The 26,584-nt window shown below is 48.0% G+C and carries 20 protein-coding genes; 9 read left to right on the top strand and 11 right to left on the bottom strand.

All coding sequences use genetic code 11. From position 1 onward, the window contains the following. Positions 1 to 44 precede the first annotated feature (44 nt). Complete coding sequence (locus tag DBK98_RS21690) at positions 45 to 5,918, top strand: DUF3320 domain-containing protein (protein ID WP_032536002.1); 5,874 nt, start codon at positions 45 to 47, stop codon at positions 5,916 to 5,918. Here the strand turns inward: DBK98_RS21690 and DBK98_RS21685 are convergent. Together DBK98_RS21685 and DBK98_RS21680 are read right to left on the bottom strand one after the other, a co-directional pair. After that, entirely contained in the window at positions 5,908 to 6,807 is a 900-nt protein-coding gene (locus DBK98_RS21685; RefSeq protein ID WP_005821520.1) for an ion transporter, read from the bottom strand. The two genes, DBK98_RS21690 and DBK98_RS21685, sit on opposite strands and share 11 nt — an antisense overlap. A gap of 37 nt (positions 6,808 to 6,844) precedes the next feature. Beyond that, positions 6,845 to 7,822 carry a lytic transglycosylase domain-containing protein gene (locus tag DBK98_RS21680; RefSeq protein WP_005780989.1) on the bottom strand — a complete coding sequence of 326 codons (978 nt, stop codon included), beginning with the start codon at positions 7,820 to 7,822 and terminating at the stop codon, positions 6,845 to 6,847. Between the two features lie 137 nt (positions 7,823 to 7,959). Here DBK98_RS21680 and DBK98_RS21675 point away from each other — a divergent pair, with 137 nt between their 5' ends. The 5 genes from DBK98_RS21675 to DBK98_RS21655 all read left to right on the top strand — a co-directional run bounded on the left by DBK98_RS21675 (position 7,960) and on the right by DBK98_RS21655 (position 16,712). Further along, positions 7,960 to 8,343, top strand: coding sequence for a hypothetical protein (locus DBK98_RS21675; RefSeq protein ID WP_032536003.1), 384 nt, complete (start codon positions 7,960 to 7,962; stop codon positions 8,341 to 8,343). Between the two features lie 196 nt (positions 8,344 to 8,539). Continuing rightward, positions 8,540 to 12,274: an efflux RND transporter permease subunit gene (locus tag DBK98_RS21670; RefSeq protein WP_005808076.1), complete on the top strand. Its 3,735-nt coding sequence runs from the start codon at positions 8,540 to 8,542 to the stop codon at positions 12,272 to 12,274. A gap of 140 nt (positions 12,275 to 12,414) precedes the next feature. After that, positions 12,415 to 13,923 (top strand): TolC family protein, encoded by a 1,509-nt coding sequence (locus DBK98_RS21665; protein WP_284697201.1) that lies wholly within the window; start codon positions 12,415 to 12,417, stop codon positions 13,921 to 13,923. 36 nt (positions 13,924 to 13,959) lie between these two features. After that, entirely contained in the window at positions 13,960 to 15,606 is a 1,647-nt protein-coding gene (locus DBK98_RS21660; RefSeq protein ID WP_032536007.1) for an efflux RND transporter periplasmic adaptor subunit, read from the top strand. 323 nt (positions 15,607 to 15,929) lie between these two features. Next, entirely contained in the window at positions 15,930 to 16,712 is a 783-nt protein-coding gene (locus DBK98_RS21655) for a hypothetical protein (protein ID WP_005780981.1), read from the top strand. A gap of 340 nt (positions 16,713 to 17,052) precedes the next feature. Here DBK98_RS21655 and DBK98_RS21650 read toward each other — a convergent pair whose 3' ends face one another. The 3 genes from DBK98_RS21650 to DBK98_RS21640 form a co-directional block, all read right to left on the bottom strand. Beyond that, positions 17,053 to 17,877: a fimbrillin family protein gene (locus DBK98_RS21650; protein WP_032536008.1), complete on the bottom strand. Its 825-nt coding sequence runs from the start codon at positions 17,875 to 17,877 to the stop codon at positions 17,053 to 17,055. Between the two features lie 165 nt (positions 17,878 to 18,042). Next, positions 18,043 to 18,918: a fimbrillin family protein gene (locus DBK98_RS21645; protein WP_005808067.1), complete on the bottom strand. Its 876-nt coding sequence runs from the start codon at positions 18,916 to 18,918 to the stop codon at positions 18,043 to 18,045. A gap of 196 nt (positions 18,919 to 19,114) precedes the next feature. Further along, entirely contained in the window at positions 19,115 to 19,999 is an 885-nt protein-coding gene (locus DBK98_RS21640; RefSeq protein ID WP_032536009.1) for a hypothetical protein, read from the bottom strand. Between the two features lie 129 nt (positions 20,000 to 20,128). Here DBK98_RS21640 and DBK98_RS21635 point away from each other — a divergent pair, with 129 nt between their 5' ends. Beyond that, positions 20,129 to 20,815: an HAD family hydrolase gene (locus tag DBK98_RS21635; protein WP_015083751.1), complete on the top strand. Its 687-nt coding sequence runs from the start codon at positions 20,129 to 20,131 to the stop codon at positions 20,813 to 20,815. 9 nt (positions 20,816 to 20,824) lie between these two features. Here DBK98_RS21635 and DBK98_RS21630 read toward each other — a convergent pair whose 3' ends face one another. Both DBK98_RS21630 and cfiA read right to left on the bottom strand, forming a co-directional pair. Further along, complete coding sequence (locus tag DBK98_RS21630) at positions 20,825 to 21,151, bottom strand: multidrug efflux SMR transporter (RefSeq protein ID WP_005780971.1); 327 nt, start codon at positions 21,149 to 21,151, stop codon at positions 20,825 to 20,827. 226 nt (positions 21,152 to 21,377) lie between these two features. Next, positions 21,378 to 22,127: a CfiA family subclass B1 metallo-beta-lactamase gene (gene cfiA / locus DBK98_RS21625; protein WP_032536010.1), complete on the bottom strand. Its 750-nt coding sequence runs from the start codon at positions 22,125 to 22,127 to the stop codon at positions 21,378 to 21,380. 149 nt (positions 22,128 to 22,276) lie between these two features. Here cfiA and DBK98_RS21620 point away from each other — a divergent pair, with 149 nt between their 5' ends. Next, the gene (locus DBK98_RS21620; protein ID WP_005805709.1) at positions 22,277 to 23,563 is read left to right on the top strand and encodes an IS1380-like element IS613 family transposase; all 1,287 of its coding nucleotides are present in this window, start codon (positions 22,277 to 22,279) and stop codon (positions 23,561 to 23,563) included. Between the two features lie 12 nt (positions 23,564 to 23,575). Then, positions 23,576 to 23,758 carry a hypothetical protein gene (locus tag DBK98_RS23485; RefSeq protein ID WP_081977108.1) on the top strand — a complete coding sequence of 61 codons (183 nt, stop codon included), beginning with the start codon at positions 23,576 to 23,578 and terminating at the stop codon, positions 23,756 to 23,758. Positions 23,759 to 23,878: 120 nt separating this feature from the next. Here the strand turns inward: DBK98_RS23485 and DBK98_RS21615 are convergent, their stop codons facing one another. The 4 genes from DBK98_RS21615 to DBK98_RS21600 form a co-directional block, all read right to left on the bottom strand. Then, entirely contained in the window at positions 23,879 to 24,511 is a 633-nt protein-coding gene (locus tag DBK98_RS21615; protein ID WP_032536725.1) for a CatB-related O-acetyltransferase, read from the bottom strand. Further along, positions 24,508 to 24,954, bottom strand: coding sequence for a GNAT family N-acetyltransferase (locus DBK98_RS21610; RefSeq protein WP_032536726.1), 447 nt, complete (start codon positions 24,952 to 24,954; stop codon positions 24,508 to 24,510). Before DBK98_RS21610 ends, DBK98_RS21615 begins: the two co-directional genes overlap by 4 nt. Before the next feature lie 819 nt (positions 24,955 to 25,773). Then, positions 25,774 to 26,049, bottom strand: a complete 276-nt coding sequence (locus tag DBK98_RS21605) for a hypothetical protein (protein ID WP_032536727.1) — start codon at positions 26,047 to 26,049, stop codon at positions 25,774 to 25,776. Positions 26,050 to 26,286: 237 nt separating this feature from the next. Next, a complete protein-coding gene (locus tag DBK98_RS21600; protein WP_032536728.1) occupies positions 26,287 to 26,544 on the bottom strand; it encodes a hypothetical protein in 258 nt (85 codons plus the stop codon). Positions 26,545 to 26,584 lie beyond the last annotated feature (40 nt).

Genomic DNA, 26,584 nt, shown 5'->3' with positions numbered 1-26,584 from the left:
CTGCATGTTATTGTTTGAGTGTGAACTAATTAATCTTGTTTGTCATGAGTCAAGAGAATCCTTCTTCCAAATTGGATGTGGAGTTTATTTATTTGCCTGTCGTCAATTATTCCATGCAGCAAAACCGGATACCTGTTGTACGGTTGTTTTCTATCAAAAATAATACGGAACATCCACTTGCGGATTTAAAGGTATCTTTGATTTTTGAGCCTGAGTTTGCAGCAGCTTCACCTGTGATGATAGAAAGGTTATCTCCAGGTGAAATGATCAAAATAACCACATTGAACCTACTTTTGGATCCTTCTTTTTTCATTCGGCAAACCGAACGTTTTTCCGGTGCTATCGGACTGATTGTTTCTTGTGATGAAGAAGTAGTCTTCCAAAGTAAATATCCCATTGATATATTGGCCTTCGATCAGTGGGGAGGTATTCAGGTGTTGCCCGAACTTTTGTCGGCGTTTGTGGTTCCCAATCATCCCATACTTACAGGAATTATTTCTCGTACAGCATCCATTCTGAAAGAGTGGTCAGGTAGCTCCTCGTTGGATGCTTATCAGAGTTGTAATCCTAATAGGGTAAAGATACAATTAGCTGCTTTGTACGAGGCTGTTAAGGAGCAGCACATTGCTTATTGTACACCTCCTGCCAGTTTTGGAGATGCCGGGCAGAGAATCAGACTTTCGGATAATGTGCTTTCCGGCAAATTGGGAACTTGCCTGGATATGTCCTTATTGTATGCTTCGTGTGCCGAAGCTATGGGATTGCATCCATTACTGGTGGTTATTCAGGGACATGCTTTGGTGGGATGCTGGCTGATTGACGGAACATTTCCTGATGCGGTGAATGATGATCCTTCGCTGTTGACAAAACGAACTGCAGACGGGATCAACGAAATTATTTTACTGGAAGCTACCTGCATGAACGATGGACAAAATGTGACTTTCGATGCAGCAGTCGGATTGGCTAATGGTAAAATGTTAGCGGTGAACGATTTTATTTGTTTTATTGATGTGGCACGTAGCCGTTTTGCCCATATCCTGCCTTTGCCTCAGAGGATAATGCATGGGAAAGCATGGATCGTAAATCCGGAGATGATTCAGACACCGGAAGACGAGTCGCACGTCAGTTACAGCAATGCCCCGGAAGAGATTAAGCAATATGATTGGGGAAATCAGGACTGTTACGTGGAAGTCACCAAACAACTTTTATGGGAGAGAAAGTTATTGGACTTGAGTCTCCGTAATAATTTTCTGAACCTTCGCATTACCCGAAATGCTCTTCAGGTGATTTCGGCGGATGTGGATAAGATGGAGGATGCTTTTTCTGACGGAACGGAATTTCAGATCTTGGGCAAACCCTCTGACTGGGATAATCCATTGTATGATTTCGGACTTTATGGAGCTTTGACGGAATCTGATCCGATGCTCGGTTTGATTAAGCAGGAATTGACACAGAAAAGATTGAGAACCTATTTGAACGAACAGGATCTGAAAAAGTCGCTTACTTATTTATACCGTTCTTCCAGAGTAGCTCTGGAGGAGAATGGGGCAAACACCTTATATCTTGCTCTGGGCTTGTTGAGATGGTATGAAACCGAACATAGTGAGCGTCCCCGCTATGCACCTATCTTGCTGCTTCCTGTTGAGATGATTCGCAAGTCTGTGTCCAAAGGGTACATCATCCGTGCCCGTGAAGAAGAGAGTATGCTCAATATCACTCTGTTGGAGATGCTGAGACAAAACTTCGGCATTACTATTTCCGGACTCGAATCGTTGCCGAAAGATGAGAATGGTGCCGATGTGAAACGTGTCTTTTCTATTTTCAGGAAGGCAGTGATGAATGAGAAACGCTGGGATGTGGAAGAACAGGCTATTTTGGGTACTTTTTCGTTCAGTAAGTTCATTATGTGGAATGACATTCATTCAAATGCTGAAGAGTTAAGTAAAAATAAGATAGTCGGGAGCCTGATGAGTGGTAAAATGGAGTGGGAGGTTGCAGATGTCGATGCCAGTGCCATAGAGCTGGACCACACTTTGACGCCTGCTGATATTGCTCTGCCTGTCAGTGCGGATTCATCGCAGCTTGAAGCGGTTTATGAAGCTGTGAGTGAAAAGAGTTTCATTTTACACGGCCCCCCCGGAACCGGTAAGTCGCAAACCATTACGAACATTATAGCCAATGCATTGTATCAAGGCAAACGGGTGTTGTTTGTGGCCGAAAAGATGGCTGCACTTTCTGTGGTACAAAAAAGGCTTACAAATATTGGCTTGGCTCCTTTTTGTCTGGAATTACATTCCAATAAAGCACGTAAAACAGATGTGCTCAGACAGTTAAAAGAGTCAACAGAGATTTTCCGGTATAAAGAACCGGAAGAGTTTAAGGAAGAGTCGGAGAGACTGTTTAAAATGCGTCAGCAGATCAATGGATATGTAGAGGCGCTGCACCGGGTATATCCTTGCGGTATTTCCGTTTATGAAGCGGTCACACGTTACAGTTCTATTGACGAAAAAGAAGAAATAATGATACCCGCTTTTCTGCTTACCACATTGACCAAAGAACAGTTGAACGAGTGGAACCATGCTGTGGAAGAATTGGTGGGAGTTGGAAAAGTAAGCGGACATTCTTATCATCATCCCCTCACCGGAATTAATATAAAGGAGTACTCTTCGCAACTGAAAGAGGAAACGGATAAGCTTTTGAAAGAGTATATAACTCTTTTACAGGTGATGGAGAAAAAGGTGGGAAAGTGCTTTTCAATATATGGAATAGGTAATAAATATACGGAGAAGTTGTTGGAGAGTCTGGTTCGGTTTATTCGTATCTTAATGCAACTTCCGGGGATGACTGCCAATTTGGTATTGATGACCGAGCCAAATGAGAATGTTGAGAAGATACGCCGTATCATTGAACATGGGCGAAAAAGGGATGCTGTCTACAGTTTGCTGAAACAATCGTTTGAAGATGCTTTTTTTACTTTTCCAGCACAGCAAAAGTTGGCGGAGTGGAAAGAGATTACACAAAGTTGGTTCCTTCCCCGTTGGCTGAAGCAACGTAAGTTCTGTAAAGAGATGTCTCTCTTTTCGTTGCAAGGGCGTATAGGCAAAGAACAGGTACTTCCGGTATTGCAGCAATTGCTTTCTTATCAGCAAGAAAAGCAGGAAGTGGACAGCAAAAGCAGTTGGCTGCAGAATTTGTTTGGTGCTAAGGCCCATTCAGGCGAAGAGCAGTGGGCTGATATAGAAGCGATGAGTGAGGGACTGCTTCAGTTGAACAGATTGTTGATGGGATTAGCCGAAGATGCGTCATCAGTACGCTTGGTTAAGGAGAAGTTGGCAGAACAGCTTTCAGAAGGCTATTCTTCATTCCGGCAAATGAACAAGGAACAACTTGAGGGAGTGGTACAGGACTGGGAACGTGAAAAGCAATTGGAGGAATCGATGCTGCAACTGCTGGGTATTTCCAAAGAGGTGCTTCATGTCAGTGAAGACAATTGGCTGGCGGGAGCGTTACATCAGTGTGAAATTTGGGCAAAGAACACGGATAAATTGAAGGACTGGTATCGTTGGCTGAATGTGTCCCGTCGGTTCGAAGCTTGTGGCTTGGAGTCTGTATTTACAGCGTATACGGAGTGTAACCTGCCTACCGAACGGATGATGAATATTTACTTGAAAGGATTTTATCGTAGTTTTACGGAATATGCCATTGGTACGGAACAGGTACTGCAGTTCTTTAGTGGAGAGTTGTTCAATGACAGCATTCTCCGTTTTCGTGAACTGAATGAACAGTATCAGGAATTGATAAAGAAAGAACTTTATGCAAAATTGGCTTCTAACATTCCATCGTTTGTGTATGCGGCTGCCCAAAGTTCGGAAGTGGGAATTTTGCAGAAGTGTATCCGTAGTAATGGGCGTGGGGTACCTATCCGTAAACTGTTTGATTCTATCCCTAATTTATTGCCACGCATGTGCCCATGTATGCTGATGAGTCCTATGTCTGTAGCGCAATATATCGATGTGAACCATGATAAGTTCGATTTGGTTGTATTTGATGAAGCTTCCCAAATGCCTACATGCGAAGCTGTTGGTGCCATTGCCCGTGGAAACCATGTGGTCGTTGTAGGTGACCCGAAGCAGATGCCGCCAACCAGTTTCTTCACCAGCAACTCTGTAGATGAAGAGCATATCGAGATGGAAGATCTGGAAAGTATCCTGGATGATTGTCTGGCTTTGTCTATGCCTTCCAAATATTTGTTATGGCATTATCGCAGTAAACATGAGAGCCTGATTGCTTTTAGTAATTCACAGTATTATGATAATAAATTGTTGACTTTTCCGTCTCCTGACGATCTGGCTGCAAAAGTTACGCTGGTATCTGTTGAGGGATATTATGATAAAGGAAAAAGCCGGCAGAATCAAGCTGAGGCACAGGCTGTAGTCGACGAGATTGTTCGTAGGCTTTCCGATCCGAAGCTGAGTCGTCAAAGTATTGGAGTGGTAACATTCAGTTCTGTACAGCAGACTCTGATTGAAGATATGTTGTCGGATGTTGTTATGCAAAATGCCGATTTGGAGAATCTTGCTTTTAACCGTGAAGAACCTGTTTTCATTAAGAATCTGGAGAATGTACAGGGAGATGAACGGGATGTCATTTTGTTTTCAGTAGGTTATGGTCCGGATATCAACGGACGGGTCAGCCTTAATTTTGGTCCGCTGAACCGTGATGGTGGTGAACGTCGTTTGAATGTAGCGGTATCTCGTGCCCGGTATGAGATGAAAGTCTTTTCTACATTAAAGGCTGATCAGATTGACCTGAAAAAAACATCTTCCGTAGGAGTGGCAGGTTTGAAATACTTCCTCGAATATGCCGGTAAAGGCACCGGTGTTTTGAATCACTCTAATGCAATGGCGTCCGAGAGTATTGATATCGGTACACTGGTGGCCTCAAAGCTTCGTGAGAGGGGGTATCAGGTAAAAACTAAAATCGGATGTTCCGGATTCCGGGTAGATGTAGGTGTTGTCGATCCGGATAATTCTTCCCGTTATTTGCTCGGAATTTTGTGTGACGGTGAAAATTATCGGGCTGCGAAAACTGCCCGGGATCGGGAAATTGTGCAAAGCAGTGTCTTGAAGATGCTGGGATGGAATATCTGTAAGGTATGGACAATGGACTGGTGGGAAAATTCTCAAAAAGTGATTGACCGTATAGAGGGAGAATTGGAGAAAGCACGTTGCAGTAAATCGGAGATTCCGGCATCGGTTTCTCTTCCTGTTCCTGTATTGAATCAAGGACAGAAAGCCGGATTGCTATGTAGTGCACAACCTTGTTTGGTAAACGTTCCGGAACAGGTGATTCGGGAGGGAGTAAAGTCTGTGGAATCGGAGATCTATGAAACAGCTTCTTTGGTTTCAGTGAATCTTTCTTCCTGGGACTTTATGATGCCTCGACGAGAACCCCGTATCAGAAAACAGTTGGATGAAATTATGCATACAGAAGCGCCTATCAGTCGTTCATTGTTGAGTAACAGAATTTTCAGTGCTTATGGAATTCTTCGTAAAACAGCCCGTTTGATTGCCTGGATGGATGATATATTGAGTAGAACCCCTTATTACAAGCAAGAAGTTGACGGACTGACTTTTTATTGGAATACGAAAGAGGAAGCAGAGGCATATACTAAATTTCGTATTGATTCCAAACGTGAGGTGGCAGATTTACCTCCACGTGAGGTGGCCAATGCAGCTCTGAGTATATTGGAACAACAAATAGCTTTACCTTTGACTGACTTAATGAAAATAACTGCCCAGTTATTAGGTTATGCCCGTTTCGGACTGAATGTGGAGACTGCTATGCGTAGGGGGGTCCAGATGTTGTTGGACAGGGAAGAGGCTAAAATTGAAGGTGACAAGATACTTATGAAGTAGTCCGGCGCGGTCCGTTAGTCTGGGATTCTTGTTGGGGTGTTTCTTCGTTTTTTAGTTTATGTCCGCAATATTTACAATATGTTGCATTCTCTTCATGCCCCGTTTTGTGACAGTTGGGACATTGCAAATCTTTAAGTTTTTTGTACTCTTTCATCATAGATACAGAGACGATACCTGTGGGTACGGCAATAATAGTGTAGCCGATCAGCATAACGCAGGCGGATAGGAATTTGCCGAGGGCGGTAGCGGGGGTGATGTCTCCATAACCGACGGTGGTCATGGTGACGATGGCCCAGTAAATACTGTTCGGGATGTTATTGAATTGTGTATTGGGCTGAGTTCCCTCGATCATGTACATCAGCGTACCGATGGCGACGACGAGGATGACGACAAAGAGAAAAAAAACGGCTATCTTTTTACTACTTTCTTTGAGTGAGGTGAGCAATCGTTCGCCTTCAAGCCAGAAGTTAAAGAGCTTGAAGATACGGAATACCCGTATGATGCGGAAAGCACGGATGATAAGCAAGTAACGCGCACCGGGCAGAAAGAAGGCAAGATAGAGCGGTAACGTAGCGAGCAGGTCGATGATACCGAAAAAACTGAAGATGTATTTCCGTGGTTGAGGCGAACAGTAAATACGGGTGACGTATTCAAAAGTGAAGAAAGCCGTAAAAAGGTATTCGAGTACGATGAACGGAGCCGAAAGCCAGGAAGGAAGACCTTGCAGGCTTTCGATAATGGCGAGCAGAATACTCAATAGGATACATATGATAAGGGCTACATCGAATGCCTTCCCTGCGGGTGTGTCGGATTCGAAAATAATGACGTACAACTTACGCTTCAGAGCCTGGTTGTGCAGAAAACGATAGAGCCAAGAATCACTTTTCAATGTGTTAATATGTTAATGTAACTGCCAGAGTCAATTATTAATCAATTACCCATTTCCGTTCGTATGGAACGGTCTTTTTCGGGTCATAATTCATACCTTCTTGTGTGGGTATATGGATAACGTATTTCTTTCCGGTTTTGTTTTTCAGTGAAGAGCCGCGTAACCAGGGATTAGCGTCACGTAATTGGGCATAGGTGATGCCTTGTTTCTGTGCAAAGTCGCTCAGGTCACTGATTTCGGTATTTACCGTCACTTCTTTGTAAGGAATGACGGGATAGAGATGCTCCCGTTTCAGCAAGAAGCCAAAGCGTTGCGGGTTGCCGAATACCTCTTTCACGGCCAGCAGGCGGAACATATAGCGGGAAGTCTCTTCTACCAGCCAGAGGTCCATGGCATGATCAGCCAGCTGCTTGTCCAGTTGCGAAGAAATGCGTCCCTGTCCGGCATTATAGGCAGCGGAAACGGCCATCCAGTCACCATATTTGGCATAAGCCTGCTTAAAATAGCGACAGGCGGCTGCAGTGGCTTTCTCGATGTGGTAGCGTTCGTCTACGTTATCGTTGACTTCGAGACCGAATTCGCGGGCGGTGGCGGGCATAAATTGCCACAGGCCGGCGGCACCTGCCGGGGAGCGTGCGATAGGGTTGAGACTGCTTTCTATCACCATCAGATATTTGAAGTCGTCGGGGATACCGTTGGCTTTCAATAGTGGTTCGATGATGGGGAAGTAGCGGTTGGCGCGTTTCAACATCAGCATGGTGGTGGAGTGCATATAAGTGAACGACATCATTTCACGGTCCATGCGTTCACGTCGGTCGTAACGACGGAGGTCGATGGTGTCGCCATCGAAGATTGCTTGTTCGGGGACGGTAGGCGGAGTGACACAGTATGGTACTTCCGATTGTACAGAATGTTGCTCGCTGAGGCAAGTGCTCCCCACGAGGACAGGAATACTGATACCGGCGCCCAAGGCGAGGGCAGTAGTGAAGATATAGTTGATAGATATATGTTTCATGACAGTTTTTTTATTAGTTGGTGGGGTAAAGATAACCAAAAGGATTAAACCAAAAAGGATATTCATACGTTAATTATATGTAACGGGGCTCGAAAGTGTCTATCCCGATACTTATTTTCGCAACCTCAAAAACGCGCATGAAGAAGTTCATATTAATCATCCTTATGTTATTATATGCTGTGGTGTCATCAGGCATTACAGTCAACGTTCATTACTGCATGGGCCGTATGGCAGATGTGGAATGGGGGAGTGCATCTGCTTGCACCATGTGTGGACAGAAGAAGACTTCGGATTGTTGTAAGGATGAGGCACATTACATCAAGCTGGCGGTAGATCAGGACGTGAACCATGTGGTGGTGACGAACCTGGTACCTGTGGTGACAGAACTGTTACCGGTGCTCTATGCAGGATTTCTGTCGTTGGAGGTGGAAGATACCTGCCAGAGTTTTATTGCTTTTGATTCTCCACCCAAGCAAACGGGAGTTCCTCTGTTTGTTTATCATTGTACTTATTTGATTTAGTATTCACTTTACTTCCTTTCCGGAGAGAAGAAAAGAAATTATTTCCCTCTGATTTTCAATGTGGGACAGGAATTGGTATACCCTTTTGATGCATTTCATTAGGGAATATCCTATTCTCTGGGACATTCTGTCAGGGATTCCCATATCCTTTTGGGCATTCCAAGTGTTTACTATTATACAATAAATATCTTTCTATATGATCAACAAAATAATCCGTTATTTCCTCGAAAACAGGGTAATAACCATGCTCCTGCTGGCGCTGGTCGTGGTCTGGGGAGTCTCTACCGCACCCTTCAACTGGCATGGGGGCATTGTGCCGAGAAACCCGATCCCGGTGGATGCCATCCCCGACATCGGTGATAACCAGCAGATTGTGGCCACGGAATGGATGGGACGTTCGCCCAAGGACATCCAAGACCAGATTACATACCCGCTTACCACCTCGCTGCTGGGCATACCGGGGGTGAAAACCATCCGTAGCTCGTCCATGTTCGGGATGTCGTTTATCTACATCATCTTTGAGGATGATATCGAGTTCTACTGGAGCCGTTCGCGCATCCTGGAGAAACTGAATTCGTTGCCGCCGGGCACGCTGCCCGAGGACGTGCAGCCTACGCTGGGCCCGGACGCTACGGCGCTGGGGCAAATCTACTGGTACACGCTGGAGGGGCGCGACCCGAAAACGGGACGACCCACCGGAGGCTGGAACGCCGAGGAACTGCGGACGATACAGGACTTTTATGTGAAGTACTCCCTGTCCGCCGCCGAGGGCGTGTCCGAAGTAGCATCCGCGGGCGGGTTTGTCAAGGAGTACCAGATAGAGCTGAACCCAGACGCGATGTACTCGTTCAACGTGTCGGTGATGGACGTGATGAACGCCGTGAAGAAGAGCAACCTCGACATCGGCGCCGAGACGATGGAGGTGAACAAGGTGGAATACCTGATCCGTGGGCTGGGTTACGTGAAGAATGTGGCGGACATCGAGAACACCGTCGTCACCGTCCGGGAGGGGGTGCCGGTGCGCATTTCCGATATCGCTTTCGTGAACATCGGGCCGGGCACGAGGCGCGGCGGACTGAACAAGGAAGGTGTGGAGGCCGTGGGCGGCGTGGTGATTGCCCGCTACGGGTCGAACCCACTGGAAGTGATCGACAACGTGAAGGAGAAGATTCATGAGATGGATGCCGGTCTGCCGCAAAAGACGCTGGCGGACGGGACGGTATCGAAGGTGACCGTCGTCCCCTTCTACGACCGGACGGGACTGATCAAGGAGACGATCGGCACGCTGGAGTCGAGCCTTTCGCACGAGATACTGATCTGTATCATCGTGATTATCGTGCTGGTACTCAACCTGCGGGCGTCGGTGGTGATTGCGAGCATGCTGCCCATCGCGGTGCTGGCTACATTTATATTGATGCGGTACACGGGGATCGAGGCGAACATCGTGGCTCTGTCCGGTATCGCCATCGCCATCGGGGTGATGGTGGACGTGGGGGTGGTGTTCGTCGAGAGCATCATCCGGTATATGGAGATGCCGGAGAACCGGGGGATTACGAAGGGGAAGGCGCTGGCTGGACTGATATACAAGGCGGTGAGCGAGGTGTCGGGGGCAATCGCTACGGCGATGATTACGACGATTGTCAGTTTCCTGCCCGTGTTTGCTATGCAGGCGCAGGAGGGGAAGATGTTTTCGCCGTTGGCTTACACCAAGACGTACGCGCTGGCTTCGGCTTTCGTGCTGGGGCTGATCCTGTTGCCGACACTGGCTTATTTCCTCTTCTCGGTGCGGATCGACTCGAAGATGATCCGGCGGGGGATGAATTACGTGCTGATCGGGATGGGCGTCGCGCTGTGCTCTATCTACGGCAGCATCCCCGCGCTGGGGCTGACGGCGGTAGGGGTGAACAATCTGCTGGCGGGGCGCTGGAAGAATTCGAAGATAGCCAACTACGTCAACATCGCCATCGCCCTGCTCGTGGCGCTCTTCTACCTCTCCGAAGAGTGGTTGCCGATGGGCCCGGCGCGGGGGCTAACGGTGAACGTGCTCTTCGTGGCCGGTTGCGTGGCTATCATCCTGGCGATGCTCTGGGCGCTGGTCATCTTCTACGAGCGCATCCTGCGCTGGTGCCTGGCCAACCGTTGGAAGTTTATGATGATCCCCGTGGCGACGGTTGTCTGCGGGTTCTTCATCTGGCGGGGCGTCGGGCAGGAGTTCATGCCGAGCCTGAACGAAGGCTCTTTCCTGCTGATGCCTACCAGCATGCCGCATGCGGGCATCGAGCAGAACCTGGACTATGTGGAGAAACTCGACAAGCGCCTGGCCGCCATCCCGGAGGTGGAGACGGCCATCGGCAAGTGGGGGCGGGTGAACTCCGCCCTCGACCCGGCGCCGGTGCAGATGTTCGAGAATACGATCAACTACCGTCCCGAATATATCCTCGACGAGGACGGGCGACGGGCACGTTTCCGGGTGGACGGGGACGGGGCGTTTGTGTTGAAGGACGGGGGCACGTATAATCCTGCCGACGGTTTCCGCCTCTTGCCTGCCGACAGCCTGGTGGCCGACCCCCGGGGCGACTATTTCCGCCAGTGGCGGCCGGAGATCAAGAACGCCAACGACATCTGGCAACAGATTGTCAACGTCACCCACCTGCCGGGGCTGACTTCGGCGCCGAAGCTGCAACCCATCGAGGCGCGGCTCGTGATGCTCTCCACAGGCATGCGGGCGCCGATGGGGGTGAAGGTGTACGGCCCCACGCTGGAGGACATCGAGCAGGGGGGTAAGCTGATCGAACAGGCATTGAAGTCGTCTCCGTCCGTCATCCCCTCGTCCGTGTTCTACGACCGGGCGGTGGGCGCTCCTTACCTCGAGATTAAGCTCAACCGGGAGTCAATGGCACGCTACGGTGTAGCGGTAGGTGACCTGCAAGAGGTGCTCGGAGCTGCCGTGGGAGGGATGGCGCTCACCCGCACGGTGGAAGGCCGCGAGCGTTTCCCCATCCGGCTGCGCTATGCCCGTGAGCTGCGCGACAGTCCGGAGGCGCTCTCGATGCTGCTCGTTCCCACCGCCACCGGGGCGCAAGTGCCGCTCAAGGAGCTGGCGGACATCGAATATTCGCGCGGCGCGCAGATGATCCAGAGCGAAAACACGTTCCTGGTGGGCTACGTCATCTTCGACAAGCTCTCCGGCCGTGCCGAGGTGGACGTGGTGCACGAGGCGGGGGCGATGCTCGACGCCAAGGTGAAGAGCGGCGAACTGGTGCTGCCCAAGGGCGTCTCGTATAAGTTTGCCGGGAACTACGAGCAGCAGCAGCGTGCTACGGACAGGCTGATGATTGTCGTCCCGCTGGCTCTGCTCATCGTGTTGCTGGTGCTCTACTTCCAGTTCCGCACGGTGACGGCTTCGCTGATCCATTTCTCCGGTGTGTTTGTCGCCTTCGCGGGCGGGTTCATCTTGCTGTGGCTCTACGGGCAACCGTGGTTCATGAATTTCAGCATCGCCGGTGAGAACATGCGGGATCTCTTCCAGATGCATCCCATCAACCTCAGCGTGGCGGTCTGGGTGGGCTTCATCGCCCTCTTCGGCGTGGCTACGGACGACGGGGTGCTGATGGGGACGTACATCCATCACGTCTTTCTGGAGCGTGACCCGAGAACCCGGCACGATATCCGTGAGGCGGTGGTCGAGGCCGGATTGAAGCGAGTCCGCCCTGCGGCGATGACAACGGCGACGACGCTGATCGCGCTGCTTCCCGTGCTGACATCCACCGGAAAAGGGGCGGATATCATGGTTCCGATGGCTATCCCGACGTTTGGGGGGATGCTGATACAGTCGATGACGATGTTTGTGGTTCCGGTGCTGCAATGCTGGTGGCGTGAGGCGGTGGAGCGTAGACGGGAGAAGAAACGGAAAGGAGCATACGGTGAGTAGTACCCCCCCCATAATATATAGGGGCCGAGTACCCCTGTATATGGGGTCCGTATACTCCCCACATATGGGGGCTATATACCCCCCGGGTAAGTCTCACCTTTTTGCATAATAGTATTTCATAAGTAAACGATCATATAATAATGAACAGAAAATATAAATATCCATTGGTCATAGCAATTAATATTTTGCTTTGTCCCGCTGTTATTCCCGTTTCTGCGCGGCAATTCGCTTCACCTACCGAAGGACAGCAACCGGTCGACAGCTTGTCGGTTTATCTGGAACAGGCTGCCCGCAATAATCCGCAAGTAAATGCGGACTTCATGCTCTATAAAGCTTCATTGGAGAAGATTCCTCAGGCAGGTGCCTTTTCCGATCCCGAATTAGAGATCGGCCTTTTTATCAAACCCATGGAAACCTTGATGGGTAAACAGGTGGCCGACTTCACCTTGATGCAAATGTTCCCTTGGTTCGGTACCCGTAAAGCAGCCCGTGGTGAGGCTTCCGAGATGGCACGTATGGCCTATGAACAGTTTCGTGATACTCGCAACAACCTTTGGTATGAGGTCAAAGCCCAGTGGTATCAGCTCTGTAACCTCAATGAGCAATATCGCACGATGAAGACTAATATTCATCTTCTCTGTCAGCTTGAACAATTGGCGCTGAATCGTTTTTCTGCTTCGTCGGCACAGGCAACCTCTTTGTCTGTCTCATCTTCTTCTTCTTCTGCTGCTAAATCGATTTCCTCGATGCCACTTGCGTCAGCTTCCGGTAACGACATGGCCGGTATGGGAGGAATGGGAAATGCGGCGTCTGCCATCGCTTCTGGAACTTCAATCGGTACTTCTTCAGGTGGCATGTCTGGTATGGGTGGAGGATCGATGGGGAGTACTGCTACCGGTAGCATGTCCGATGTTCTTCGTATCCAGATGGAACGTGCAGAACTGGAAGATAACCTTGCCACTCTTCAGTCCGCCCGTCTGACTGCTGAGGCTCGCTTTAATGCCCTGCTCAACCGGCCGTCTGATGTTCCTGTCCATGTACCTGACTCTTTGACACAGCGTTTCTACCGCATAGATGAGCATATTCTGATCGACAGCATTCTTACACATAATCCTATGATTACTATGCTTGAGGCAGAAGGTGAAGCTTTTCGTGCCAAAGCAAAAATGGAGCGTCGTATGAGTTATCCTATGATCGGTATCGGACTGCAATACTCTTTGGTCAACAAGGTGGCCGATCCCATGGGGATGCCCGACATGAATGGTAAGGATATGGTAATGCCGATGTTAAAAATCAGTCTTCCTTTGTTCCGACGTAAATACAATGCACAACAACGGGAGAGCCATAATTACCGCGTGGCAAGTGAATTGAAGCGTGACAATATACAAAACCAGTTGCAGGCCGAATATATAAATGTCCGTCAGCAACTTGATGATGCTGCTCGTAAAGTGTTGCTCTACGAACAGCAGTACTCTTTGTCACTTTCCACGTGGCAGCTGATGGTACGTGAATTTTCCGCCGGGCGTCAGTCGTTGACTGACGTCATCCAGGTGGAACGTCAGATGCTTGATTATAAACTGAAAAAAAGTGAAGCTATAGCGGCTTATAATACTATGGTAGCGGCTATGGAAAAGCTAATAGCCCGCTGATAATATAGATATAGAACCACTAAAAAAGATAACCATATGAAAAAGATATCAGATATTCTTCGTAAAAAGCAAGTACTTTATCCATTGATAGCCTTTGCCGGCTTTATCTTGGGGGGGCTTTTGTTCAGTCCTTCCTCTTCATCGGGAACTACCGAAGGGATACTGTCTGAACCTCCTATTCACGACACTCACGGATCATCCCATGACCTTGTACAGGACGAATCCGGTGTCTGGACCTGTTCCATGCATCCTCAGATTCGTCAGGATAAACCGGGTAAATGTCCTATCTGCGGTATGGATCTGATCCCTCTCAAGAAGAATGTAGCCTCCGGAAGTGATGACGCTATCGATCCCAATGCCATTCGGATGTCCGAAGAGGCTATGGCACTTGCTGATGTCCAGACCACCCGTGTCAGCCGGAGTAATCCTGTGAAACAGGTTCGTTTGTACGGTAAGATTATTCCTGACGAACGTAGTCTTCAGTCACAGACTGCTTATGTTGGCGGGCGTATCGAGCGACTTAATATTGAGTTTACCGGTGAGACTGTACGTGCGGGACAAACCCTTGCAACTCTCTATTCGCCTGAGTTATTTACTGCCCAGCAGGAATTACTTGAGGCCATCCACATGCAGCAACCTGCCCTTGTGCAGGCTGCGCGTGAGAAACTTCGTCTTTGGAATCTGACAGATGCCCAGATCGATGCCATCCGCGATTCCGGTCAGGCATCTCCTATGGTAGAAATCAAATCTAATACGAGTGGTATCGTCATAGCCAAGCGTATCAATCAGGGGGACTATGTTTCACAAGGCAGTGTACTTTTTGACATAGCTAATCTCTCCCGTGTATGGGCTGTTTTCGATGCTTTTGAGGCAGACCTTCCGTTCCTTACCAAGGGGGACCTCGTAGAATTCACTCTTTCTGCTTTTCCCGGTAAGAAGTTTTCCGGTCGCATCTCCTTCATAGATCCTATCATCAATGCTACCACCCGTACTGCCCGTGTTCGTGTGGATGTAGCTAATTCCGCTCAGGAGATGAAACCTGAAATGTATGCCACTGCCCGGGTTTCTGCCCCTTTGAAAGGTTATAAAGATCAGATTATTGTTCCCCAAACTGCCATTCTCTGGACTGGTAAGCGTGCTGTGGTCTATGTACGTCAGCCTGGTACGGATATTCCCACCTTCCTGATGCGTGAGATAACTCTTGGTCCTTCCCTTGGTGGAGCTTATGTGGTTCTCGATGGACTTTCTGATGGTGAAGAGATTGTTACTAACGGAGTTTTCTCTATTGATGCCAGTGCGCAGCTTGAGGGCAAACGCTCCATGATGAATGAGAACGGTTCGGGTACTGCTCCGATGGTCGGACATGGAGGACATAATATGTCTGGTACGCATGACAGTCATGCCGGCTCTCAGAACAATGAGCATACTATGTTCACTGTTCATGGTTCCTGCGGTATGTGCAAGGAGCGTATTGAAACAGCTGCTAAACGTGTTCCCGGTGTCCGGACCGCAGACTGGGATCAGGAAAAACAAATGATTCACTTACAGTTTGATCCATCTAAAACCTCTGCAGATGCCGTAGCCAAAGCTATTGCTAAAGTTGGTCATGATACCGATAAATACAAAGCCGATAAGGCTGTTTATGATACCTTGCCCGGTTGCTGTAAATACCGGGATAAGTGATACTCTCTTAAAGTAAAGAACGGATGGGGCTGTGTCGAAAGTCTTTTCACCACAGATTGCACGGATTTTCACAGATTATCAATATGGATAATTAATGACTTGAAATTCACTCTGTGTCATTCTGTGGTGAGTTTCGACACACACCCATTCTTTTTATAAGATGCCTTTAACTTAATATATGCCGAACTTTTTCTTTTCCCAATTGTTGTAATCCAGCAAACATCTTCCAGATGTAGTACTATGCAATTGATCGGATAATAGACCTATATAATAGATTTAATTATAAAACAACTCAAAACCATCTTATTCATAATCATTACGGAATGACGAAAAAACATCGGAAAGAGAGCCTTGATGCCCTTTTTAGGGAGAAGGTATTACTGGAAATGCTGAAAGTGGCAGGGGTCGGTATGTGGACGTACAGTACCGAAACGGGGAAATTGCGTTACATTGGATTTGCCGATACGATACACCGGCACGACGAATTACAGTATGTGGATCCATTGGATTATCTGAAACTGATGAATGGGGAAGATGCACAAATAGTCACTCAATTTATGGCTGCCCTCCATGCCGGACGTCCTCCTCAGGAGGGTATTCGCTATAAGGTGCATGGTAATGGAGAGGACTTCTATCTCGAAAATCATGTCGTGACCTGCCAACCGCTCGGCAACGGGTTTTATTACCTCAAAGGATATGTCAAGAATATTACCGCACAGGTGATGGAGATGAATCGACTGCATATCGGGAAAGAACGTACCGAACAGGCGGATCGGTTGCGTTCCGCTTTTTTTTCCCATGTCAGCCGGGAACTTCGGGGACCTCTTCAGGCGATGGAAGAGCTTGCGTCGCGGATGGTGAATGCCGGAAGCCGGGAAGAACGGGAAGAGTGCTTCCGACAGATACAGGAGAGTAAACGGGCGGCTATGAAGATGGCCGATGCGTTGCATACGGTATCACAACTTCCCGCCAGTACGTATGAACCTTATCATTCACCTATGCGGCTCTGCCTGATGTATCGCGACTTGCTGGCGGAAAACGGTTGTATCCACAACTCCGAAGACGGGGAGCAGGAGGCTAACTTTCTGTCGTTGCTCTTCTCGTAATGAAAAGGACACAAAAAGCTTTGGAGAATGAAGGACTGACTTCTTTTCAGGGTTGTTCTGAACTTTTTTTACCACAGAGTAACATAGAGTCTCACAAAGAAACTTTTCTTTCTTACATATCCGGATAAGTAGTAAATTAGAATTCTGTGCCTTCTGTTGTGAAATCGTATTGCTTGACTCCCCACAGGGTACATAGAGGCTTTCTTTCTCTTGCTTGACTATATTGGTTAAAACTCTGTGAGATTCCGTGTTACTCTATGGTGAATTGGATTCTAATCGTTGGGATATAAAAAGTCTTGGAGAATGAAACGCAAACTTCCTTTCAGGGTTGCTCTGCTTCTTACAGACTAATCGTATAAATCACTCCCGGCTGGAAAGTGCCGGAAGTGGGCTTCACCAGGTACGTTCGTTTTAGCAGCGAAAGCAATAGGACGACTTCCACCTTATAACTTGCCACGCCGGCGGGAACCATCACGGCATCGGTCACTGACCCCAATAGAGGAATAGTCAGTGCAATGTCTGTTACGGAGCTGTCATAAGTGACAGCTCCGTTGCCGATGTTAAGCGTTCCTTTATTGGATACGCCTACCAGTTTGATGCTGGACAGCGAACCCAGGAGGGAAGTGTTCAGCCGGAGTTGGGTCAGCACATGGTTGAACGTGAGGCTGACGGGCGAAGTGCTGGTGCTTCCCGTGGGAGTGCTGACGGCATACATCACATCCTCCGCACCTGTCAGTGTGAAATGGTAGGTGGGGGCGATGCCGTTGTCCGGTGCGGTGATGTAATTGTTGCCGGTGGTTGTCGTTGTGCGGGGATAGTAACCGTAGAAGATGACCCGCTTTCCTCCCAACGGATAATAAAGCTTGGGGTTGAAGGAGATCTGGTTGCCGCTGATGCCACTGGGTGTCAGGTTTAAGGCGAAAGGCGTGGGTGTCCAGGGATATTGCCCGGCAGTACTTCCTTCCCTGACTGCGTAAATGCCGACACTCGACAGATTGGAAGCGTCGATCGTGGTGACAGGTGCCCGTGTGGGCAGTTTTTCTTCCGCGATTGCCATCCGTATGGGCACGGGTTCTTCAGGTGGCAGACAGTCGTCTGCTACTCCGTAGCTGCACCCTTGCGAGAGCAGCATCCAACCCATCAGAGTGAGGATAGCCCGTTTCATCGTCCTTTCTTTTTTGGCGTGGCACAGATTGCGCAGATAAGTAAACTTCACAGTCACTTGCGTAGATTCCTATATCCTGCAAGGCTTTGGCTGTACCGTTCAGGCATGTTCCACAGTCTCCTGCGTAAACCTTATACTGTGCAATCTGCGTATTATGAAAGTATATTATTGTAACGAGGATGATCCTTGTCCTCCTACCTGCCAGGCTGTTACGCTGATGGCGGCTGTGATTTCTTTAGGCGTGAAGGTCAGCGTAATCAGGTGCGACTTTCCGGCCTCGGTGGTTATGGAGATGGCAGTTTCGGGATAGGTCACTCCGTCGCTTGTGGTAACGACAACTGACAGGGCTTCACCGCTTTTCACCATCGGATAATTGCTTACCGTTGCCCCGGCCGTTGTGATGGGGAAGGTTCCCGAAAGCGTAAGATCTTTGGTGGTGTACGTCATGGCGGCCGTATTCAGGTCCAACGTGGCAGGTGCCTTCTGTTGTTTGATTACGAGGCTGGTCACGTTGACGCCCGATGCGGGATATCCCGTGCCGGATACGAACTTGAACTGCAATTGCGTCAGCAGGTGGTTGAAGATGAACGACAAGGGGGTGGCAGTCGCTTTTGTTCCGGAAGCCTGGGCGGTGATCATCACATCCTCTGTTCCGTCGGCTGCGAGTGTCACGCTCTTTCCTGCGAGTGTCCCTGCCGGATAGTAACCTTTGATATAGATGGTCGAACTATTCACCGGGTAATAACGTGCCGGACTGAAAGAGAGCGCAGACGTCGGTGTGGGGGAGGCTACGAATGTCACGGTAGAGTTCCATGCGTTCGTCGTATAGTCTCCATCGGTAGTGGATGCCACGAACGAGGCTGTAATGTTATCATTCGTCGACACCGGTGCACGGGTTGCCACGCCCAGGATGCCGGCATTTAATTTGATCTCCGTGGCATTTTCTTCAGGCTGGGGATTTACGGTGGTGCAGTCATCCTCCGAGGAGCAGCCCGACAGGGCCATCGCGCAAGCTATTACAGCAAACATTAACTTTTTCATACTTCTGTTGTTTTAGGTTATCACACATTAGAATTTACTATTTAGAAATTAAACATCTAAGATAATGCGGTAATAACAAAAGAGGTAGGGGTTGGTTCTCGAAATTGGCACAAGATAATTGAAGACAGGCCGGAAAGGTATATATCCGGTTCATCGCTTTTAGCGTCCGGAGCGATGCGGGTATGAATCCGATTGTTTATCGTTGGGTCAGATACACCGATCCATCCAGATTCTTGTACTTTGCGTCTTTGTAGATCTCTTCCAGCCATGCGGCATATTTTTGGATTACCGCATTCGATTCTTCAGACAGGTTCGCTCCTAAAATGCCGCTCCCCAATACGCCCGGGTTGCTCTCTGCGATGTCTTCCTTTATCATCTTCAGGGTCAGTTCTACTCCTGTCGCGTTTCTGATACCCGCTTCCGGTAAGCTTTGGGCGATTAATTCCTCCAGATGCCGTTTATCCTTCAACGTCATGTAGCCGTACCAAAGGAAACATCGCATCCCTGCCTTGGCCGCTTCTATGAACACATCCAGATAAGTACGGCCGTTTCTGCCGGGCTTGTCTATCTCGTAAGGATCGATGTGGAGGAACGACGATGCGGGGAGGGAAGAAAGCAGTTCAAGAGTCCCCTCGATGGAATCACGATTGAACAAGGTTATGCATTCTTTCAATCCCTTTGTGCCGGCATACTGGCTTACGTTCTCCAAGGGAGCCGATTCGATATCGAAGAAAATATAGCGTGCCGTATCTCCTAAGATATTCATTGCCAGTCCGGGTGAGCCGATGTAGCGGTTTGCCTGCATTGCTTCGCTCTCCTGCTGATAATAGAAAGATCGGCGGAGCGCTTCTTGGGGGTGATAATATTCAGTACGCTCGGGTATACATTCTTTTTCTGCGGCTTCGGCTCTCTTCAGAAAGTGGTAGATGCCGTACTCCTGTTCGGGCGTTCTTTCCAAGGCGTATTGCGCGCAGGCAGCATTGGTTTCTACGTAGACCTGCGGCTTTTCGATGCGTAGCAGTTCACACAAAAGGAGATGTTTCAGCACATCCGCCTGCTTTCCGAAGTGTGTATAAGTCATGTCTTTCTCGTTAAGAGGTTATTCATAAGTTCGGTTGCAATATTCGTTAAATGTGGGGAGAAATGCAAGCCTTTGGCCGTTTATTCGTTTTATAAGCGTATTTTTGCAGGGATTAAAAAAAAGAGAGACATGCAGGAGATAAAAGTGATCGCATTCGATGCGGACGATACGTTATGGGACAACCAGGTGTTTTACGACGAGGTGGAGAGTGAGTTCTGCCGGTTGCTGAGTGAATATGGAACGGCGGAAGAGGTCTCCTCCCGCCTGTTCGACATAGAGATGGAGAATATGGATATCTATAAATATGGCGCTAAGCCGTTTACCCTTTCGATGGTGGAGGCAGCCGTGACGATCAGCCGCAACCGGGTGCCGGCCGAAGTGATCGGACGCATTGTGGAGATGGGGAAAGAGCTGTTGGAGATGCCCATCCGGCTGCTCGGCGGGGTGACGGAAGCGCTCGAAACCTTGAAAGATGATTATAAACTGGTCGTGGCAACCAAAGGCGATTTGCTCGATCAGGAACGGAAGCTACAGCGTTCGGGCATTGCCCATTACTTTGACCATACGGAGATTATGACCGACAAAGCACCGGAGGATTATCAGCGGTTGATCTCTTCACTGGACGTCGCTCCGCAATCCTTCCTGATGGTGGGCAATTCGTTGAAATCGGATGTGCTCCCGGTACTGTCATTGGGTGGGCAGGCCATCCACGTACCGGCTGAGGCGATGTGGAAACACGAGGAGATTCATCCGTCGGGGAAGGAGTATCTGATGATCCGTTCGCTGGCGGAATTGCCGGAGGTGCTGAGGGGATGAACTTCCCCCTCAATGCGAAACCATCTTCAGCCCGATTATTGAACTGATCAGCATCACTATAAAGAAGAGCCTCCAAAAACTGGCGGGTTCCCTGAACACAAGGATACCTACGAGCACCGTACCCACAGCGCCTATCCCTGTCCACACGGCATAAGCTGTGCCGATGGGCAGATTCTGGGTGGCTTTCACCAGTAGTAGCATACTTATAAAAGTTGCGATCAGGAATCCGGTGAACCACAGGTACATTTCCGTTCCGGTTGTTTCTTTCACTTTCCCCATGCAGAAAGTGAACAGCACCTCAAAGCATCCGGCAATCGTTAGGATAATCCAATTCATATCGTTTGTTTTTTGATGGCAAAGATCGCTAATAATCGGGAAGAAACGCTTAACAATTGATAAAAAAAGACTTAACCGTGCTACGCCGTAGATGAAACAAGGATCTGTTGTGTTGTTCAATTGATATTTTTATGTCTCGTTTGTGGCCGGCGTTACATTCTGTGGACGAGATAAAAGTTCTCGCCTCTTCGTTCATAGAATACCGGGTAGATGCCTACAATTCGGGCTATGGTTTTGAGGTGCTTTCTATATATTGGTTCACGATCTGCTTGGTATGCTCTATCAGTTCGGTTCCGCCATAGTCGCCATGTCCGGGCACGACGTAGCGGGCCGAGGGGAACTTGGCTTTTACCTTATCGAGAGTTTTCGGCCATGCCGTCACGTCCGCGTCCGAGATATTGCCGATGCTTGTCGCCTGGTTGTCTTTAAGCATACATCCGCCAAAAAGGATATTCTCTGTCGGCAGCCAAACCACGATATTGTCGGTCGCATGTCCGCCTCCTAAATAATAGCATTGGAGAGGCATGCCGTCCAAGCTGACGGTCAGTGAATCGGTGAATCCATGTTCCGGTACGGGCAACCCTTTTTCCTTGGCGAGGTCTATCGTCATCTGGTTCGCGTATGATTGGACACCTTTCCTTTGCAGGTAACCCAGTCCGCCAATACAATCGCCGTGCCAGTGGTTCGGGATAAACGTGGTGACTTTGGCATGCAAAGAGTCTGTCACCCAGTTGACCAGTATTTCCGTTTGTGCGTCATTGATCGGTGTGTCCAGCAACGCTGCCTGGTGGTTGTTGATAACAATCATCCCGTTGGAAGGTACCATACCCCATCCTTCGATTTCGGCGAGGGATACATAAGTGTACACTTTGTCCGAGAGTTGGGTGATACTGATATCATCGGATATTTTTACGCTTTTCTGTGCCATAACTGCGACAGGGAAAAGCATGGAGATAAGGATAAATACTGTTTTCATTTTATTCTTTTACCTTAATTCCGCAACACTATTATAAAATATTTTTTTTAAGTACCTGAGCAACAAAAAGTTGCTCAGGATTTTGCCATGTCAGAGGATTCACTTAACTTAGTGTTGCAAAAAAATAATCAAACAAAACCTCATCAGGCATGGCAAAAATACAAATAAAATCCGAGAAGCTCACTCCTTTTGGAGGAATATTTTCAATCATGGAGCAATTTGACTCCACATTGTCATCTGTAATCGACTCGACACTCGGTCTAAGGTGTAGCTCGTTCGGTTATCAGTACAGTGAAATCGTCCGTTCCCTCATGAGTATCTACTTCTGTGGTGGCTCATGCATTGAGGATGTCACTACTCATTTGATGAACCATCTCTCGCTCCATCCGACACTTCGTACTTGTAGTTCTGATACTATCCTCAGAGCGATAAAGGAACTGACGCAAGGAAACATCTCATACACATCAGATACGGGTAAGAACTACGATTTCAACACGGCTGACACACTCAATACCTTACTGCTCAATTGTATGTTTGCATCCGGCCAACTGAAAGAGGGCGAGATGTATGATGTTGATTTCGACCATCAGTTCATAGAGACTGAGAAGTATGATGCAAAGCCTACATACAAGAAGTTCCTTGGTTATCGCCCTGGCGTGGCGGTTATTGACGACTTGATTGTTGGCATTGAGAATAGCGATGGTAACACCAACGTTCGTTTTCATCAGAAGGACACGCTGAAGAGATTCTTTGAGAGATTTGAGCAGAACGGACTTACAATCAATCGTTTCAGAGCTGATTGTGGATCATGTTCCGAGGAAATCGTGGAGGAAATAGAGAAACACAGCAAATCCTTCTATATCCGCGCAAACCGCTGCAGTTCGCTCTACAATGACATCTTTGCTCTTAGAGGCTGGAAGACTGAGGAAATCAATGGCATTGAGTTCGAATTGAACTCTATTCTTGTTGAGAAGTGGAAGGGTAAAGCATACCGACTTGTGATTCAAAGACAGAAACGGATGGACGGTGTGCTGGATCTTTGGGAAGGAGAATACACATACCGTTGTATCCTGACTAACGACTATGAATCTTCCACAAGAGAAATTGTCGAGTTCTATAACCTTCGTGGAGGAAAGGAACGTATCTTCGATGATATGAACAATGGTTTCGGGTGGGACAGATTGCCCAAATCCTTCATGGCAGAGAACACTGTGTTCCTTCTTCTTACGGCACTTATCCGTAATTTCTACAAGGCCATTATCCACAGACTTGACGTAAAGAGGTTCGGACTCAATGCAACAAGTCGCATAAAAGCGTTTGTCTTCAGGTTTGTCTCTGTACCAGCCAAGTGGATCAGAACATCAAGGCGGTATGTGCTGAATATCTATACCTGTAATAATGCTTACGCAGATATTTTTCAGACTGATTTTGGATAACGCCTACAACTTATGGGTATGATACTGCGTATTGCCTCAAGTCGCATAGTGGGGCAAGGGGATATTGTGGGCAGAAGTGGGTATTTCAGCCTCAATTTATCTGCTAATTCAGTGATGAGAGGACGTTTAGACGCAAGAAGGACGCTGAAGAGCTTAGTTGCGGATTTGAGGTTTTATATGCTGTATTCAAACTAACATTTATAACTTATGGTTGTTTTTCCGATGGTGGGAAAGTTTGGTAATGATACTTCTTTTTATAAGTTCGTGTGCCGTCTGGATACTGTTTCTTTTTCTTTCTTTTATGATCTCTAAGCATTATCCGGCCACAGCCGCAAGCCCCTCTATATCTCCTTTCATAATGGCAGGCAGGGCTTGGCGGATCTTCTCAACTTCCCAGTCCCACCATCGTAAGCTTTGCAACCGGAGGATGGTCTCTCGGTCGAAACGCGGACGTATTTCTTTTGCCGGAGTGCCGCCTACAATTGTATAAGGAGGCACGTCTTTGGTTACGACTGCCCGGGAAGCGATGATGGCTCCGTCGCCGATGTGTACGCCTGCCATGATGACGGCTTCATAACCGATCCATACATCGTTGCCGATGACGATGTCCCCCTTGTTGTCCCAGGCGGAAGCGACATCTTTCTTGTCCAAATCCCACTCCTCGAAAAAGAGGGGGAAGGTGTAGCCCGACAATGATTTCAGACTGTGGTTAGCACTGTTGAAAAGGAACTTAGCTCCACAGGCGATGGAACAAAACTTGCCGATTATCAGGCGGTCTCCGTTGATCGGGTAGTGATACAGCACATTGTTCTTTTCGAACATGGTAGGGTCGTTGACAAAATCGTTATATATGGTATAGTCCCCAACCGTGATGTTAGGATTCCGGATGACCGTATTCAGATAGATCGTTTGGGAGTCATTGGTACGTGGATAAGTTTTTGCGTTCATGATTTTAGTTCTGATTTATATTCCATAGGTGTAAACCGGATGCCGTTCTCGGTTTTCTCTCCGGTGACGGCGGTGAAGCCCAGACTGCGATAAATCCCGACGGCGTAGGGAGAAGAGTTGACGGTAATCGTCTCTGCGTGCCCGTTTCGTATCGCAGTCTCGAACAGCCGCTTGCCGATGCCTCGCTGCTGATACGTTTTGCGCACAAAAAAGAGGGAAATGTGACTGCCGGAACTGCGGAGAGCGATCATTCCTGCAAGTATGTTGCCATCGAAAGCACCGTATACTTCCAATTCTCCCACCATTTCTGTGTTGTCGATAAAACTTCGGAAATGATCTGTCCCTTCCTGCGGATAGTCCGGTCCTTCAAATTCGATAAATACTTCCCAGGCAAGGTCCATCGCCATCCTTTTTTCCGATTGCGTTAACTTTTTGATTTCCATTTCATTTGTGCTTTGTAAAGTCAAGGTGCAACAAAAGTACAAATAAATCTGTGATTCGAAGGAACTTCTTTACTTTTGTGCCGTACAACCACGGCTCTTTCATTTACCCCGCCTTCCTCTCATACAAAAAATACGTTTCGATCTTCCATCTTCCACCTTTTAGAATGCATATCGTTGATTGTAAGATGTATATATTGGTGGAAGATGCGGTTTTTATGCCATTTATCTTCCACCCCCATCTTCCATCTTCCACCCGCTGTTTTAGGGAATATTTTAGTAGTAACTGTTTGTAGAACAAATGGATATATCCAATTTCTTATCCGTTTATCTCTCTAAAAGCATTTCATTTCCCTTACTTTCTTTAGTGCAAATGGTCGGATCTTTATCTCAGCCCGGGCATGCGGGCTTATCGGCCCGGGTATGCGGGCTCATCAGCCTGGGCATGTGGGCTCATCAGCCCGGGTATGCGGGCTGGGATAAAGAGTTGTATGACAATGGTTAATCTACTACACTTCTCCGGTAATAGCCGGTCGGATTCTTTCTTAAAAAAGAAACAACGAAGCACTGCTTCCGCATCGCAGTGTGCGAATGGAGGGTTTTGTGGGGGGGGACAAGGGAGGAAGGCGGTTGTTAAATGAAAGGGCCGTGCCGTACAACAGGAATACATCCATAAAACAAACCCTGCTCCCCGCACAAAGGATATGAAAGAAGGAATAAGAAAGTTACTTGCCGGAAAAATACTTATGGCAAAACCAAGCGGGGATATAATACGGTGGATTGTAACCGATGCCGTACCATTTGTCCCATGCGGCTGGGACATTAAAAGATCCACCAGAGCAGGAGTGCCAGTACTGCCAACACAGCCAGAAAGATCAGTGTGGAGCGGAGATAGTATTGCGTTTCCGCCTTTTCTTTTTCCCGGGTGGCTTTTTCTATCTTTTCCAGCTCCTCAATAGTAATATTCGGATTCTGAAGCGTTCCTTTCCGGTACATTTTACCTTGGAGGTCCTTCATCCGTTCCCGGCGCAAAGTAAGCAGATCCCTGTTTTCCTTATTGCGCCTGATCATATCAAAAACAAATCCCGAGAAGCTCATATACAGCAGTTTTTATTAGTGAAGTAGCATTACGAATACAAAAATAGAAAATAATTCGGGATTCTCTTTACTTATCCGTAACCTATTGCTTTTTAGGCCTTTTTAAATCTTGCTGTCTTTTTAAGGTTCGGCTGTCTTTTAGCCCTATTACCTTTTTAATTTAAGCTCTCTTGCTTTTTAAATCTCCTGCTTCTCCTGCTTATCATTCTTTAATACCCAAATCTCTGTTGTCTCCTGTTATTTCTCCGCCCACTCCAGAATGGTCGGACTCTTTACATTCACCCCGAACAGGTGTGCTTTGGCGAGAATATTCCGTGCCAATTGCGCTTTATATTCTTCGGGTGCATACCTGAAATAAGCTTCTGCCGCACGTACATGCGCAGCGTCATGGATAGGAAACTCCCTCAACTCAGGAATACCGAACTCAGAAGTATCTAACTCTTTACGTTCATTGCTCGTCAGCTTATCGGACGGCTTTCGGATGAAATCGGACATAATAATAAGGATTTGATGTTAAACTTAGAGATAGTAACAA

This window comes from Bacteroides sp. PHL 2737 (assembly GCF_004115325.2).
In the GTDB taxonomy this organism is placed as follows: domain Bacteria; phylum Bacteroidota; class Bacteroidia; order Bacteroidales; family Bacteroidaceae; genus Bacteroides; species Bacteroides hominis.
This window is presented reverse-complemented; position numbering and strand designations above follow the sequence as displayed.

Excerpts from the sequence above, each read along its gene's own strand:
- DBK98_RS21690 (WP_032536002.1), top strand. The coding sequence starts at position 45 with ATGAGTCAAGAGAATCCTTCTTCCAAATTGGATGTGGAGTTTATTTAT.
- DBK98_RS21680 (WP_005780989.1), bottom strand. The coding sequence starts at position 7,822 with ATGAAACATATATCTATCAACTATATCTTCACTACTGCCCTCGCCTTG.
- DBK98_RS21675 (WP_032536003.1), top strand. The coding sequence starts at position 7,960 with ATGAAGAAGTTCATATTAATCATCCTTATGTTATTATATGCTGTGGTG.
- DBK98_RS21670 (WP_005808076.1), top strand. The coding sequence starts at position 8,540 with ATGATCAACAAAATAATCCGTTATTTCCTCGAAAACAGGGTAATAACC.
- DBK98_RS21665 (WP_284697201.1), top strand. The coding sequence starts at position 12,415 with ATGAACAGAAAATATAAATATCCATTGGTCATAGCAATTAATATTTTG.
- DBK98_RS21660 (WP_032536007.1), top strand. The coding sequence starts at position 13,960 with ATGAAAAAGATATCAGATATTCTTCGTAAAAAGCAAGTACTTTATCCA.
- DBK98_RS21655 (WP_005780981.1), top strand. The coding sequence starts at position 15,930 with ATGACGAAAAAACATCGGAAAGAGAGCCTTGATGCCCTTTTTAGGGAG.
- DBK98_RS21650 (WP_032536008.1), bottom strand. The coding sequence starts at position 17,877 with ATGAAACGGGCTATCCTCACTCTGATGGGTTGGATGCTGCTCTCGCAA.
- DBK98_RS21645 (WP_005808067.1), bottom strand. The coding sequence starts at position 18,918 with ATGAAAAAGTTAATGTTTGCTGTAATAGCTTGCGCGATGGCCCTGTCG.
- DBK98_RS21640 (WP_032536009.1), bottom strand. The coding sequence starts at position 19,999 with ATGACTTATACACACTTCGGAAAGCAGGCGGATGTGCTGAAACATCTC.
- DBK98_RS21635 (WP_015083751.1), top strand. The coding sequence starts at position 20,129 with ATGCAGGAGATAAAAGTGATCGCATTCGATGCGGACGATACGTTATGG.
- DBK98_RS21630 (WP_005780971.1), bottom strand. The coding sequence starts at position 21,151 with ATGAATTGGATTATCCTAACGATTGCCGGATGCTTTGAGGTGCTGTTC.
- cfiA (WP_032536010.1), bottom strand. The coding sequence starts at position 22,127 with ATGAAAACAGTATTTATCCTTATCTCCATGCTTTTCCCTGTCGCAGTT.
- DBK98_RS21620 (WP_005805709.1), top strand. The coding sequence starts at position 22,277 with ATGGCAAAAATACAAATAAAATCCGAGAAGCTCACTCCTTTTGGAGGA.
- DBK98_RS23485 (WP_081977108.1), top strand. The coding sequence starts at position 23,576 with ATGGGTATGATACTGCGTATTGCCTCAAGTCGCATAGTGGGGCAAGGG.
- DBK98_RS21615 (WP_032536725.1), bottom strand. The coding sequence starts at position 24,511 with ATGAACGCAAAAACTTATCCACGTACCAATGACTCCCAAACGATCTAT.
- DBK98_RS21610 (WP_032536726.1), bottom strand. The coding sequence starts at position 24,954 with ATGGAAATCAAAAAGTTAACGCAATCGGAAAAAAGGATGGCGATGGAC.
- DBK98_RS21605 (WP_032536727.1), bottom strand. The coding sequence starts at position 26,049 with ATGAGCTTCTCGGGATTTGTTTTTGATATGATCAGGCGCAATAAGGAA.
- DBK98_RS21600 (WP_032536728.1), bottom strand. The coding sequence starts at position 26,544 with ATGTCCGATTTCATCCGAAAGCCGTCCGATAAGCTGACGAGCAATGAA.